We start from the raw sequence: 13,921 nt of genomic DNA, 5'->3' as shown, positions 1-13,921 counted from the left end.
AGTTTGTCGCCTTTCCCACGACTGCCGCATTGGCGGATGCAGACGCAAATACACAAAATGGCTTTTGTCGGACCGGGACGCCGGGCGGCCCCGTGTCATGGGTGCTCGGCGGGCCGATTACTTCCGAAGGAAGGCCAGCAGATCCTGATTCAGTCGCTCCTTGTGCGTGTCGGTCAGGCCATGCGGTGCGCCTGGGTAGATGATCAGCTCGGCATCCTTGACGATGCTCGCCGAGGCGCGGGCAGAGGTATCGATCGGCACGATCTGATCATCGTCGCCGTGAATCACCAGCGTAGGGACGTCAAATTTACGCAAGTCTTCTCGGAAATCGGTGGCCGAGAAGGCTGCGATGGAGTCGTAGGTGTTCTTGTGCCCGGCCTGCATGCCCTGCACCCAGAACGACTGGATCAGACCTTGAGAAGGCGTCGCACCGGGCCGGTTGTAGCCAAAGAAGGGGCCGGAGGCGATATCCAGATAAAGCTGGGAGCGGTTGTCCAACGAAGCCTGGCGAAGCCCGTCGAACACCTCCAGCGGCACGCCATCGGGGTTGCTCTCGGTCTTGAGCATCAACGGCGGCACCGAAGCGACCAGCACCGCTTTCTGTACCCGAGCCGTGCCGTGGCGACCAATATAGCGGGCCACTTCACCGCCTCCTGTTGAAAAGCCGATCAGCGTCGCGCCCTTCAGATCCAGCGCTTCGAGGACTGCCGCGAGATCATCCGCGTAATGGTCCATGTCGTTGCCGTCCCAGGGCTGGCTGGAGCGGCCGTGTCCGCGGCGGTCATGAGCGACGACGCGATAGCCCTTCGACGCCAGGAACATCATCTGCGACTCCCAGCTGTCCGAGTTCAGCGGCCAGCCGTGGCTGAAGGTGACGACCTGCCCGTCACGCGGGCCCCAGTCCTTGTAGTAGAGGCTTACACCGTCTTTCGTGGTGACATAGCTTTCGGAGCGTTCGCTGCCCAGCGTTGCAGCTGAGCGGGTATCGCCAGCTTGAGCAGCTTGTGCTGTGACAGCGGTGGCCAGCGTAAGGGCGGCGAGAGTCAGTGCGCGGTTCAGTGTGCTCATGATCATTTCCTCGATAGGTAAAGGCTTGCCCGTCCGGCGGTGTGTGCCGGCCGATGAAGCTATGGTGCCCATCTGCTGGAACCGAAAGGGTTCAAAAGGTCTCGGAAATGATGCAGATCGTCTAATACGAGAGATAGAGTCTGTGAAGACCGCAGGGGACGCTTGCAGAGGCCTGCTAGGTGGGCAAGGGGACGATCACGCTACGGTGCGACCTCTCTATAGCCTCCTTAACAACACAGGCAGAACGCTCGGGGCAGGACTGATCGCTGCTCATGATGCGGTCTTGGTAGATCACTCGATAATGCGAAAACCAGACGGAGCCCGGTGAATATATGTGCACCGAAAAACCTAAAGATCGAGTGATTAATGTCAGGCTTATTTATCAAGCAGCCAGGTCAAATAATTTAGTTGGAAATGAGTGAATTGCACCGACTATTCACTTCAGTTAATCAGCTGAATATCAATCTAAATAAACAAAAGCTGTACTTATATTTTTATCTGCGTATATTCGTGACCACTGCTTCGCAATTAACACTTCGACACCCGGCATGATGTTTCTCTGTTTCATCTCCTCGGTTCGTTTTGCTTCTCGCTTCTCAGTCTCGGCGCCGAACGGTTCAGCGCTGCAGCCTTAAAACACCTGGGAGATACTCATGTCTACTCGTCAAAATGGCACAGTTAAATGGTTCAACGATGAAAAAGGTTTCGGCTTCATTACGCCGACCGACGGCAGCGAAGACCTGTTCGTTCATTATCGTTCGATCGAAAGCGCAGGTTTCAAAAGCCTGAGCGAAGGCCAAGCTGTTTCTTTCATGGCTACTAAAGGCCAGAAAGGAATGCAGGCTGATCAGGTTCAAGTCTCCTAAGACGCCTGATTAAAAAAAAGCCCCGCTTCGGCGGGGCTTTTTTTCGTCCGAATTATTTAATTCACGCATAGAAGTTAGTCGACCAGATATTCGTTCGATCACGCATTGGCATCTCCTGGCAGACAAACCATGAGGCAATCGGTCATCGGTCATCGGGACGGGACGGGACGGCGAAAGCTCCGCGCTGAAAAATCAAAAACCCGCCGAAGCGGGTTTTTTCTGGCCTGTCCGAGTCCTTGCGAGCGCCATCCGGGGCGGGGGCCGATCATCCTAATCCTGAGCGCGTCCTGCGCTTCAGAGTGAGGCCAGAATAACCGGGGACGAAGCAGTCCCTGAATAGCGATACCCCTGCGCCGGATGTAAGCCAGGACCCTGGATCAGCTTGAGACATGACCAGAGCCGCACGCTAAAAAGGGCCTTCAGATTCGTCGAAACCCACGCCACCCCTACCGTTGCGCTGTAGGCGCGTTCGACGACCGGGCGGATCGCGCGCCAAGCGAGTCGTTTAGCCCGAACGGCGCGCAGGTCAGCCTAAGAATTGTCGCGCCGGAGCCTGTGCATGGCATCAGTGCTCGCTCATATCGAGCGCCGGACCGATAGGCCTGCCTCGAATGCATGCCTCGGCACAGCCTATTGGTCGTAGCTTTAACCAGCTAGCGTGGCCTCGCTGCATGCGGCGTATCTTTCGGATACGGGCTACGCGATAGGGCTTGCCCCTTCCTCCATCGAAACCGCCTCCTGATCAAGCCAGCCGGCGCCCCCTGGGCGGGGTGCAGAAAAGCAAAAACCCGCCGAAGCGGGTTTTTTCTGACCTTTCCGAATCCGTTCGAGCGCCTTCCTGGCCATGGTCGATCGTCCTGATCCTGAGCGCATCCTGCGCTTCAGAGTGGGCATAGATTAATTACTTCAGCCCCGAAGCTGAAGCGGCGATCTGCGCAGGTTGTTGTAAGCCTTTCGCTATTGCTGCGTAAACGATCGGACACCGAAGCCATTGCGGAGCAGCCCGGCCAGATCCGACAACTGCACTAATTGTCGCGGTTAATACTGCAAAAAAGCGCTGAATAGCAGCTATCTCTCAGCTTAACGCATCGATCAACACGCTGATTTAGCTGTGGTCTGCCTGTAAGCAATGGGTCGCTTCGAGAACCGCCCTATAGCCTACGTTTTGCCAGCATTACTCCTATCGGCTTTCGGTTTCGCAACTCGAGGCCGACTTGCGGTATCGACTCGGATGCCAGTAACCCGACAGCAGTGGTAGCGGCGGTCCGTGCCAACCGCGGCGTCGCAGCTGCGTGGCGATTAGCGCATTCATGATCTTGTGCCCCATCAACAACACGCTGCCATGGGTTTCTGCCAGTTCGATGAGCTTGTCTGCAGCCGCACTGGCCCGTCGCTTTGATTCGCTGACCGGTTCGGTGTGACGCGCGAAACCGAGAAACCAGGCTGTCCGAAAAGTGATGCGCCAGACACGCGAAGGCATCAACGGATATGCCCAGTTGGGATAAGGCAGGTGGGCCTCGGCGAACAACGGGTCGGGCTGGTGCAGGCATCGGCAGTTCAGGTGCTCGCGCGACTCCACGCAGCGCATCAGCGAGCTGCAAACCACGGTACCGGCCGCATCGGCGAGTCGCAGCAGGGATTCGGGCCGCTCACCAGCGACGACACTGGCGGCGTTGTAACGCTCGACCCAATCCTTCATGCCGGCCGGCGTGCTCCACGGGTCGGCACTGTGGTCAGGCCGCCCATGACGCACCAGGATGATCTGCATGACGGGGCTACCAGACGGGACGATACTTATTCGAAACGTAACGGCAAAGCCGGTTCCGGGCTGTACAAAAGATAACGGGGCCGATGCGGATACGGGTGGGAAGGCCCTGGCAGAAGACCAGGGCCGGACGCCTTACTTATCGAGGGCTTCCTGTTTTTCCAGGAAATCTTCTTCGAGCATCGCATCCTTGACTGCCTGCGGTTGTTCATCAAGCAGCGGATCATTGATCTCACCCCCTGAGAGCACCTTGGTATCCAGCTTGCCCATCAGGTGTTCAAGCGCATGACGCATCTTCTCGACAGCCCCATCGACCGCAAGCTGCAACGACTCGGCTTTGTGGGTGACCGACACGGCTTGATGCCCCTTAGGGCGCGCTTCTATCTGGCAGCGCTTGTCATCAGCGCCAGCCTTTTGTGCATTCTCGTCGCTGACGTGCACTTCGATGCGAGTGAGGAAATCGTCGAAGCGCTCCAGCCGCTCCTCTACGGTCGAACCGACCCATTCATGCAGCTCGACGCTGCCGGGGATGTGGTGGCTGTTGACTTGGACATGCATACGACTACTCCTGATTGATGACGTACCTACTAGGGTTCGAGGCGTCTGTACCGCCGAGGTTCAGCGGCTTCGTCTGTATGAATTGTCGCCAGACGTTGGTTGGCCTCGCCTGACGCAGGTCAGTGAAGCGGCGCGCCGGGCACATGCGGCGTCTCGCGCTCCTGATCATCAGCCGCTACGCCTCTGTAACTGATGTTATTCGCCCCCGGTTCGCCTGATCGGCCTGCGCACCGAGCCGCCATCCCACCGCACCCCATACCGCCGCACTCACCGCGCCGACCAGGGCAACCAGCCAGACACCGTGGCCGAAGCTGTCGAGCAGGGCTTTGGCCCAGCCGCTCAGAGCATCACCACCGCGATAAACCACCGTATCGATGAAATTCTTCGCCTTGTATTTGCTCTCGGCATCCAGCGGTGCGAAAAGCATCTCCCGACCCGGGCGGACAAAGGCATATTCGCCGACGCGGCGCACGATCATCACCGTCGCCAGCACAGCAAAGCTCGGCGCCAGCGCCAGTCCGATGAAACCCAGGCAGACCAGCGCCGGTACCGCCGTGAGCAGCACTCTGACCCCTAGACGCTGGGCGATGCGCCCGGTAATGAACAGCTGCGACAGCAACGCGCCAGCCTGCACCACGAAGTCGATTGCACCGAAGACTCGCACCTGCTCGGCGCGGTCGGGAAACAGCTCGGCTACCAACCGCGCCTGCTCGAAATAGAGGAAGGTACTGGCGGTGGTCAGCAGTAGCACAAAAGCTGCAATCCCCAGCAGGTAGCCCGAACCGAGCACCCTTGTCAGGCCACTGAACGGATTGCCCGCCACCGGCCGTTTTGGACTTTCGGCGTGTTCCGCGCCGGGCCTACCCGCGCCCAACACCTCGCGCCAATCCATCAGGTAATGCTTGATCACCACCGCAGCCGCCAGCAGCAGCGCTGCCAACAACATCAGCCCAAACTGGCCAAGCACGCCCACCAGCAAGGCGCTCATGGCTGGCCCGACCAGCCCGCCGACACTGGCACCAGCGGCGATGAAGGCAAACAGGCGCCGTGCCTGAGGCGCGTCGAACACATCGGCCATCAGACTCCACGCCACCGACACCACGAACAGGTTGTAGACCGAGATCCACACATAAAACACCCGTGCCAGCCAGACGCTGTCGTCGAGCAGGAAGAACAGCGTGGCGAACAGCAACAGGTTGCTGCAGAAGAAGCCGTACACCCAGTCGATGTAATGGATGCGCGCCACCCGCGAGTTGAGCCAGGCGAACAGCGGCACGGCGAACAGCATGGAAAAAAAAGTCGCGGTGAACAGCCATTGCAGGTTGTCGACGCCCCCCTGAATCCCCATGGACTCACGAATCGGTCGCAGCATGAAGTAGCCGGAGAACAGGCAGAAGAAAAGGCCGAACCCAGCCAGTGCCGCACTCAGCTCACCGGGACGGGCATTGATCGTAACTGCTGCGCGCGCAGCGAGCGGCTTCATTAATAAGCCTCCGCTGAAGCCTCTCCAACCGTCTTCATTGAAAGGCTTCGACAATCATTTCTCGCTGGCGCGCGTCCGGTAACCGACCCTGCCCGGCCATGATGTTGTCGGCCATGTAACGCGGATTGGAGGTGGCGGGAATCACGGTGGTCACCGCCGGCTCAGCGAGAATGAACTTGAGCAACAGCTGTGCCCAGGAACTGGCATCGACATCCGACGCCCAGGTCGGCAGTGGCTTGCGCTTGACCCGCGAGAGCAGGTTGCCGCGGGTAAAAGGCCGGTTGATTAGCGTGGCAATGCCGTTATCAGCGCAATACGGCAGCAATCGCTTTTCAGCGTTGCGCTCGCTGACCGAATAGTTGAACTGAACGAAGTCGACCGGCTCCTGCTTGAGCACCTCGAGCAACCGATCATGGGCGGATTCGACATAGTGCGTCACGCCGATATAACGGATGCGCCCCTGTTCCTTGAGCTCGCGCAACAAGCCCAGTTGGGTACGCGTGTCCTGCAGGTTGTGCACTTGAATCAGGTCGATCATGTCGGTCTGCAGCGTCTCGAAACTCTTCTCGATCTGTGCCAGACCACGCTCACGGCCAGTGGCGGAGACCTTGGTCGCGAGGAAAACCTGATCACGCACGTCACGACGCTGGATCAGCTCGCCCACCACGCGATCGGCATTGCCGTAGCTCGGCGCGGTATCGATCACCTTTGCGCCGCCTTCGACGAAGACTCGCAGCACATCCAGCAAGGCCTGCATGTCAGGGTCGTCGACACGGATGTCATGCGTACGCGAGGTGCCCAGCCCGATCACCGGAAGCAATTCGCCGGAGGCAGGGATTGGCCGCACTCGCAACGCTTCGGCGGCTCTTCCCAGCAATGGCAACAGCGGCCCGAGGGTGGCAACAGTGGCTAACAGGGCGGAACGATGGAGCAGCTGGCGGCGAGTCTGCATGAGCGGGTCTCCGGGTCGGGCGGTGGCGGCGACGTTGAGTATGGTCGACGCCGCACGACGCACCGGTAGATCCGATGACCAGAGCTTTTCTGTATGTGACAGCGAAGTGAGAGCAGACCGCCGAAGATGCGCAGCTTGCACGAACAGGCAGCCCATCGGCTCGGCCGCGCAGTAGTGGCATTATGCTTTCATTTAAGTTCTACTTCGCCGCGCCAAACTGGCAAGCACCGGCTCAGCTCGACCCATAGCTGCGGCTTGCTTCCTATCGAGAGAACGATGCACCCAACCCCTTCACGCCCCAGCGGGCAACCGACCAACGCAGCGCCACTGAAACAGCGCCGCAGGAGACAGCGCCTGATCAGCCTGGCCTATGCCCTGGGGCTGCTGCTGGTGTTTCTGCTCAGTCTGTTGCTGTTACCGGACGACGCCGGGCTGGGCAAGCTACTCTGGGGCGCACGCGGCCCCGGCTAGCCGATCGCCACGAACCACGGGAGCGGTCAGACCTGGAAACGTCCCACCAGGGCAGCCAGACTCTGCGACAGCCCCGACAATTGCTGACTGGCCTGCATGCTTTTCGATGAATTGGCGGCCGCATCATCAGATAGATCTCGGATATCGCTGATGTTGCGGGCAATCTCCTCGGTGACGCTGCTCTGCTCCTCACAGGCCGTGGCAATCTGCGCCGCCATGTCATTGATGCGCTGAACCGACTGCGTCGTATCCGCCAGCACCTGATCGACCCCAGCAGCCCGTTCTACGCTGTCGCGCGCCTTGCTACTGCCGGCATGCATCGCCTGCACGGCCTTGGCGACGCCCCCCTGCAACCGCTCGATGCGTAGCTGAATGTCCTTAGTCGAATCCTGAGTACGGCCCGCCAACGCTCGCACCTCGTCCGCCACCACGGCGAAACCACGACCCTGCTCGCCGGCACGGGCGGCCTCGATGGCGGCATTCAGCGCCAGCAGGTTGGTCTGCTCGGCAATACCGCGAATCACTTCAAGCACCGCACCGATGCTGGCGGTCTCCTCAGCCAGTGCCTCAATAGTTTTCGAGGTGCTTTCCACTTCCTGAGCCAGCTGACGGATCGACTGGACGGTACTGCTGACCACGGCAGCGCCCTGGCTTGATTGTTGTTGCGCATCGCGTGCCGCATCCGAGGCGTTCTGTGCATTCAGCGCGACCTCGTGTACCGCAGCGCTCATTTCCGTGGCCGCCGTGCTGACCTGGTCCACTGCGGCGTGCTCGCTGTTGATCAATTGATCATTGGTCGCTGCCATCCGGGCCATGTCACGTGCAGCCGTATCGACTTCCGCCGTCACCCGACCGACTTCGGCGATCAATGGTTGCAGCTTGTCGAGAAAGCGATTGAACGCATTACCGAGCTGGCCCAGCTCGTCAGCCGAGCGAACGTCCAGGCGAGCGCGCAGATCGCCGTCGCCTTCGGCGATCTGCTGCACACGATCGAGCAGCCGACGCAGCGGCTTGAGCACCACCAGCGGCAGGCCGAGCACCAGCAGCACGCAGCCCAGCAAGCCGATCACCAGCAGCGTGCCCTGTTGCGTCTCGGTGCTCGCGCCCTCGGCGATCGCCGCCGCGCCGATCGCGTAGGCAGCTTCATCCTCCAGGTTGCCGAGCTGGTCGATGGCGTCACGCATGCTGTCGAAGCGTGCCTCGCTGTCGCCGAAGCTCAACGTGCTGGCCGCCTGCGGGTCGAGATCGATCTGCTCGATGACCCGCTGCGACACCGCCGACCATTGGGCGAACCCGCGGTTGAATTGCTCGACCAGCGCCATGGCCTCAGGCCCCGGCTGCATCGCTGCATATTTCTGCACCCGGTCGTAGGCCTGTTGAAGATTTTCCGCGTGGCTGGCCTTAAGTGCATCGAGGTGATCCCCCGCATCGCTGTCGAGCAGGCTGCGCTCGGCGACGAAGGCTTGGTAGAGGTCGCGGTCGGCATTGAGCAGCAGGCTGATGGCAGGCAGATGCCGCGACGCGAGCTGCTCGCTGGAACCGGCGACGCGCTCGATGCCGCGTATGCCAAAGACTCCCATCAGCACCAGCAGGATGGCGAGCGCCGCGATGGGCAGGGTGATTTTCCAGCGGAATCCGAGATCGACGAAAAGGCGGGGCATTACAGTGCTCCTTGGCAGGCTTATCCATGGCTATCGGCCGCAATGGGTGCGGCAACAGGTCACCCGTCGACCATTGCACAGCAACCGCAACGTTCCGTTGAGCCAGGTCAACCCGCGAGACAGACGGCCCGGCATTGCCGGAGGCGTGCCACCGGCACCCACCGGTACTTTCGGATGAATGCCAAGGTTGCATGGCGATCTTTCCGCCGGCGACCGATAACGTGTCGGACGGTGACACCGCCTAGCCGTCTGCAGGCGACCCTGCCGAAGCCGATAACCAAGACAGCCGATCAGCGTTTCGACCGGTGCGGGAGCGGGCCGATGTTCCGCTTCGTCCTACCAAGCGCGAGTAATGCCCATGTTTACGCTCTCCCGATTCAAGCCAGGCCACACGCAAACCAACGGAACGGCAAGCTTGCTCTGCTCGGCTCAGCAGCTCTCACAGCAGCTCGCCGCCCTGCGCTTCAACCCGACCTACATTGCCGGCTTCGTCTCGCCGCATGTAAATCTTGATGAGGTGGCTCGGCAGGTATCGCAGCGCTTTCCGAACGCAACGATCAGCCTGTGTACCACGGCGGGCGAGCTGTCCAGCGAAGGCCAGCGGCTTTATTGTGCGACCGGCGCGCAATGGGATCGGGTGGTGTTGCAGCTGTTCGACGCCAGCGTCATCGCCGCTGCCGAGATCGTCCGTGTGCCGCTGGAGTGCGAGGACATCCGCGGCGGGGGTCAGCGGCTGTCGATGGGCGAACGCATCGCGCGCCTTACGGCGTCGATCAAGCGTGTGCAGGTGTCGATGAAGATCGATTACCGCGACACCTTGGCAAACATTTTCTTCGATGGTCTCTCCGCGTCTGAATCCTTCTTCATGGAAGCGCTGTACGAGTCCGGGCGCTTTCCCTGCCTGTTCGTCGGCGGCTCGGCCGGTGGCAAGCTGGATTTCCAGAAGACCCAGCTGCACGACGGCAAGCGCAGCTACCAGAACCATGCGCTGATCGTCTTCCTCAAATGCGCGCCGGACGTGCGCTTCGGCGTGTTCAAGAGCCAGAATTTCGAGCCGACGCCACTCAGCCTGAGCGTACTCAGCGCCTCCCTGGAGGACCGCTACATCAGCCAGGTGGTCGACTCACGCGGCAACATCCGCACCATGGTCCAGGCCCTGTGCGAGGCGCTCAAATGCGCGCCGCAGGAGCTGGAGCAGCGGCTCTCGGACTACTCCTTCGCCATCCGCGTCGGCGAGGAAGTGTTCGTCCGCTCGATCTCGCAGATCGACTTCGCCAACGAGCGCGTGCACCTGTTCTGCGACGTCGCGCCCGGTGAGGAGCTGATCATGGTCAAGCGCACGCCGCTGGCCGAAACCACCCGCCGCGACTACCAGAAGTTCATGCAGAACAAGCCAGGAAAGCCATTGGTGGGCATCCTCAATGACTGCATCCTGCGCCGGCTGAACAACGAGCAGGCACTGGGCGGCATGGACCCAGTATTCGATGACGTTCCCGTGGCGGGTTACTCGACCTTCGGCGAGATCCTTGGCCTCAACCTCAACCAGACCCTAACCGCGGTATTCTTCTTCCGCACCAACGGCAAGGAAGAGTTCCACGACGAGTACACCGACAACTTCATTGCCTACCACGGCGAGTTCAAGGCGTTCTTCCTGCGCCGGCAGATCAAGAAGCTGACCGGCCTGAGCCAGGTGGTGGTCAAGCAGATCGAACAGTTCAAGCGCCAGGACTACAGCAGCGCGGTGGACATTAACGGCCTCGACGAGCACATCCGCCCGGTGTTCCGCGGCCTGGCCGACCTTGGCCAGGTGCTGTCCCAGGCCGACCATGAGCGGCAGTCCATGTCCGAGCAGCTGAGCCAGTGCGCCAACGAGCTGCACGGGTCGATGGACGACCTGACGCTGAACATCAACCAGCAGGGCACGGTCATCGAACAGGCTGGCAGCTCGGTCAAGCAGATGGTTCACCAGGCCGACGAGGTGGTCAGCAGCGCCCGCGATCTGGCGCAGTCGAGCCAGCGCATCCAATCCGTGGTGCAGACCATTCAGCAAATCGCCGGGCAGACCAACCTGCTGGCGCTCAACGCGGCGATCGAGGCAGCGCGCGCCGGCGAGCAAGGCCGCGGGTTCGCGGTGGTCGCTGACGAGGTGCGCAAGCTGGCCGAGATCACCGGCAAGAACGCCGAGGAAATCGGCACCGACATCGACCGCCTGGCCAGCGAGATTCGCGCAGTGGCGCAGCATATCGAGACCCAGTCGGCCGGTGTCGGCTCGCTGACCGGGCTGCTCGATGCGCTGGAAAATTCGAGCAACCTCACCGCCGGCACCTCACGCCAGACCAAGGGTGTCGCCGACCGGCTGATTGGCCTGACCGCGCGCTGAGGCTGTTCGCCGATGGCCAGGGTCTGTTGACGTTTTGTCGCGAGCCGCGTTGCTGCGTCAAATGGCGCCAGGCCGGGCGGCGCTCCGCAAGGCGCGGGACGCAGGTAATGGTTGTTCCCTTGCCAAGTCCCGCAACGCCGCATGGCGCCATTTGACGCGCAACCCTTCGGGCCTGCACGGCCGCGAACGAAACGTCAACAGACCCTAACGCGTCAAGCGCGCGCGAACCTCGGCGTAGGGATAAGCCTCCAGCGAGGCGAAACCGGAGATCTGGCGCGCCTTGAGCTTGGTGAACACCGGCACGCTGATGCCGCAGAGAAAGCGCGTCAGGCACTCGGCGCTGGGCGTACCGCCCTTCAGCTGCGCGAAGCGCTGACTGAATTCGGCGCAACGGGCGGCCAGGTCAACCTGTTCCAGCGGCGCCATTGTCGGCGGTTCCGGCAGTTGCGCAACCTGCCCGCGACAGACCGAGCAATGGCCACACTTTTGCGGCGCCTGCTGATCGCCGAAATAGGCCGCCAACCGCTGACTCAGGCATTCGCTGGATTCGAACAGCGCCAGCATGTTGTCGATGCGGGTGATCTCGCTCGCTTCGTGCTGCTTGAAGTATTCATGCAGTTCGATGCTCAAGCTCTCTGCGTCGAAGTCTGGATCGAGCAGCGCATAGACGTCGGTCATCTGCTTGCTCTCCAGCTCGATCCAGCCCTTTTCCTGGAAGTACTCCAGCGCCTTGACCACCCGCGCGCGGTCGGCGCCGTGCTGCTGATAGAGCGCATCGAAATCCAGCGTGCACCAGGTCCTTGCCCGCGCCGAGGTGTGCACGATGGCCTCGACGAACTGGCGCCGCTCGCCTTCGAATTTCGCCACCAGCACCTCAGGTTCGAGCAGGTACTTGAAGCGGTACTCGGCGAAATAAGCGAAACGTGGCGCGATGATGCCGCGCAGCTCCAGCTGTACCAGCAAGGTCTTCAGCGGCAACTGGCGGATGTTGCTCTGGTCCGACAGCTGGTTGAGCATCAGCTCCCACTGCCCGCCCGCGCCGGATTGCAACAGCTCGTCGAGCACGCAGCGGATGCCCTCGCGCTCCGGCGTGTCGCCATAGACGAAGTTCTGAAGCACGCTGAGGCTGTCGCGATTGGCCAGCACCAGGCAGTCGGAGGGCTGTCCGTCACGTCCAGCCCGGCCGATCTCCTGGCTGTAATTCTCCACCGACTTGGGCAAGTCGTAGTGCACCACGTTGCGGATGTCCGCCTTGTCGATACCCATGCCGAAGGCAATGGTGGCGACGATGTAATTCAATTCGCCAGCCATGAAGCGCCGCTGGATCGACTCACGCGCCTCATGCGCCATGCCGGCGTGATAAGCGCTGGCCGGAAAGCCGCGCTGCGCCAGATGCTCGGCGACCTGCTCGGCGGTCTTCTGCTGGGTGACGTAGACGATGGTGGGCTGCCCAGCCTTGTCCTCTAGCCATTCCACCAGCCGGCGCTGCTTGTTGAAGCCGCTGACCGGTTCGACCAACAGATTGAGATTGGGCCGGTAAAAACCGGTCGTCACCACGTCGTCCGCGGCAATCGAGAATTTGGCCTGCATGTCGGCGATCACCGGTGGCGTCGCCGTCGCGGTCAGCAGCAGGACCTGGGGAATACTGAACTGGCGCTGATAGTCGGGAAGCTTGAGGTAATCCGGACGGAAGTTGTGCCCCCACTCGGAAATGCAGTGCGCTTCATCGACGACCAGCAGCGAGATCGGCACCTGGCTGATGAAGTTACGGAAACGCTCGTTCTTCAGCCGCTCCACCGAAATCATCAGGATCTTCAGTTCACCGGACTTGGCGCGGGCCATAGTTTCGCTCGCCTGCTCGCGGCTCTGCGCCGAGTCGATGCTGGCTGCGGCGATGCCGTGCCTGTGCAGGAACGCCAGCTGGTCCTGCATCAACGCCAGCAGCGGCGAGACGACCAAAGTGAGATGCGGCAACAGCAGCGCCGGCAGCTGATAACACAAGGACTTGCCCGACCCGGTGGGAAAGATAGCGGCGGCCGAGCGCCCGGCCACCACGGCGCGGATGGCCTGCTCCTGGCCGGGACGGAAGCCGTCATAGCCGAATGTCTGTTTAAGCGTCTGTTCGATCATGCTGAGTCACTCCTTTGACTGGAGGCCGGAGGGTAGCAAAAGGAGGGAGACGGTACTGCAAAGCGGCGGGAGGGTAACGGTCAGCCGTCTGGAAAGCGCATCGAGCCGGCCCTACGAGCAGGGCAGAACAGACAACAAGCGAAACGGCCAGGTTATTCGGTCAATCGGCTGGATTGGAATCGGCAATTATCGTTAGCACGCTAGCAAATTTAAGATGGCCGGGCTCCTGAAAAACAAGCATAAGCGCCGCTGGATCCGGTGATCCCGCCCGCGAACAGGAACGGACCTACGAACCAGATACAGGATTTCCTGCCATGCGCGTTACCCTTGCTACTGCTGCCGTACTCCTCTCGGCCGCCTCGCTTGCCCATGCCGACAGCGCCGATCCCGAACCTTACACCTACGGCTCCCGACTCGATATTGCCTCGGTGCTTTCCATCAAGATCGAGCCGACACCCTATTGCGAGGTGACAGATGCCGTCATGACTTATCGGGATTTTGCCGGAGAAGTCCGTAGGCTCGCCTACCGAACGCTTGCCGACAGCTGCAAGAACCAGAACTGACCAGCTACAGTTCCGAACTGGCAG

Annotated in this window: 11 protein-coding genes; 4 read left to right on the top strand and 7 right to left on the bottom strand. The window is 61.1% G+C overall.

The annotated features are described in order from the left end of the window. Nucleotides 1-117: 117 nt before the first annotated feature. Nucleotides 118-1,068 carry an alpha/beta fold hydrolase gene (locus RT21_RS02425; RefSeq protein ID WP_046161477.1) on the bottom strand — a complete coding sequence of 317 codons (951 nt, stop codon included), beginning with the start codon at nt 1,066-1,068 and terminating at the stop codon, nt 118-120. Nucleotides 1,069-1,721: 653 nt separating this feature from the next. Here RT21_RS02425 and RT21_RS02420 point away from each other — a divergent pair. Next, a complete protein-coding gene (locus tag RT21_RS02420; RefSeq protein WP_003281102.1) occupies nt 1,722-1,934 on the top strand; it encodes a cold-shock protein in 213 nt (70 codons plus the stop codon). Between the two features lie 1,180 nt (nt 1,935-3,114). On the opposite strand, the gene RT21_RS02415 is transcribed toward RT21_RS02420, so the two are convergent. The 4 genes from RT21_RS02415 to RT21_RS02400 all read right to left on the bottom strand — a co-directional run bounded on the left by RT21_RS02415 (nt 3,115) and on the right by RT21_RS02400 (nt 6,692). Continuing rightward, nucleotides 3,115-3,702, bottom strand: a complete 588-nt coding sequence (locus RT21_RS02415) for a histidine phosphatase family protein (protein ID WP_045423362.1) — start codon at nt 3,700-3,702, stop codon at nt 3,115-3,117. Between the two features lie 132 nt (nt 3,703-3,834). Then, complete coding sequence (locus RT21_RS02410; RefSeq protein WP_045423360.1) at nt 3,835-4,257, bottom strand: HPF/RaiA family ribosome-associated protein; 423 nt, start codon at nt 4,255-4,257, stop codon at nt 3,835-3,837. Between the two features lie 175 nt (nt 4,258-4,432). After that, nucleotides 4,433-5,740, bottom strand: a complete 1,308-nt coding sequence (locus RT21_RS02405) for an NTP/NDP exchange transporter (protein ID WP_046161476.1) — start codon at nt 5,738-5,740, stop codon at nt 4,433-4,435. Between the two features lie 34 nt (nt 5,741-5,774). Further along, nucleotides 5,775-6,692, bottom strand: coding sequence for an aldo/keto reductase (locus tag RT21_RS02400; RefSeq protein WP_046161475.1), 918 nt, complete (start codon nt 6,690-6,692; stop codon nt 5,775-5,777). 276 nt (nt 6,693-6,968) lie between these two features. Here RT21_RS02400 and RT21_RS02395 point away from each other — a divergent pair, with 276 nt between their 5' ends. Then, nucleotides 6,969-7,163, top strand: coding sequence for a hypothetical protein (locus RT21_RS02395; protein WP_046161474.1), 195 nt, complete (start codon nt 6,969-6,971; stop codon nt 7,161-7,163). Nucleotides 7,164-7,189: 26 nt separating this feature from the next. Here the strand turns inward: RT21_RS02395 and RT21_RS02390 are convergent, their stop codons facing one another. Next, nucleotides 7,190-8,824: a methyl-accepting chemotaxis protein gene (locus tag RT21_RS02390; RefSeq protein ID WP_046161473.1), complete on the bottom strand. Its 1,635-nt coding sequence runs from the start codon at nt 8,822-8,824 to the stop codon at nt 7,190-7,192. Nucleotides 8,825-9,182: 358 nt separating this feature from the next. Here RT21_RS02390 and RT21_RS02385 point away from each other — a divergent pair, with 358 nt between their 5' ends. Beyond that, nucleotides 9,183-11,204 carry a methyl-accepting chemotaxis protein gene (locus RT21_RS02385; protein ID WP_046161815.1) on the top strand — a complete coding sequence of 674 codons (2,022 nt, stop codon included), beginning with the start codon at nt 9,183-9,185 and terminating at the stop codon, nt 11,202-11,204. A 204-nt stretch (nt 11,205-11,408) separates the two neighbouring features. On the opposite strand, the gene RT21_RS02380 is transcribed toward RT21_RS02385, so the two are convergent. Then, nucleotides 11,409-13,334 carry a RecQ family ATP-dependent DNA helicase gene (locus tag RT21_RS02380; protein ID WP_046161472.1) on the bottom strand — a complete coding sequence of 642 codons (1,926 nt, stop codon included), beginning with the start codon at nt 13,332-13,334 and terminating at the stop codon, nt 11,409-11,411. Nucleotides 13,335-13,648: 314 nt separating this feature from the next. Between RT21_RS02380 and RT21_RS02375 the strand changes: the two genes are divergently transcribed. Then, nucleotides 13,649-13,897, top strand: a complete 249-nt coding sequence (locus tag RT21_RS02375; RefSeq protein WP_046161471.1) for a DUF2790 domain-containing protein — start codon at nt 13,649-13,651, stop codon at nt 13,895-13,897. The last annotated feature ends 24 nt before the right edge of the window (nt 13,898-13,921 follow it).

Origin of the sequence: Pseudomonas sp. 10B238, assembly GCF_000970615.1 — a bacterium.
Taxonomy (GTDB): Bacteria; Pseudomonadota; Gammaproteobacteria; order Pseudomonadales; family Pseudomonadaceae; genus Stutzerimonas.
This window is presented reverse-complemented; position numbering and strand designations above follow the sequence as displayed.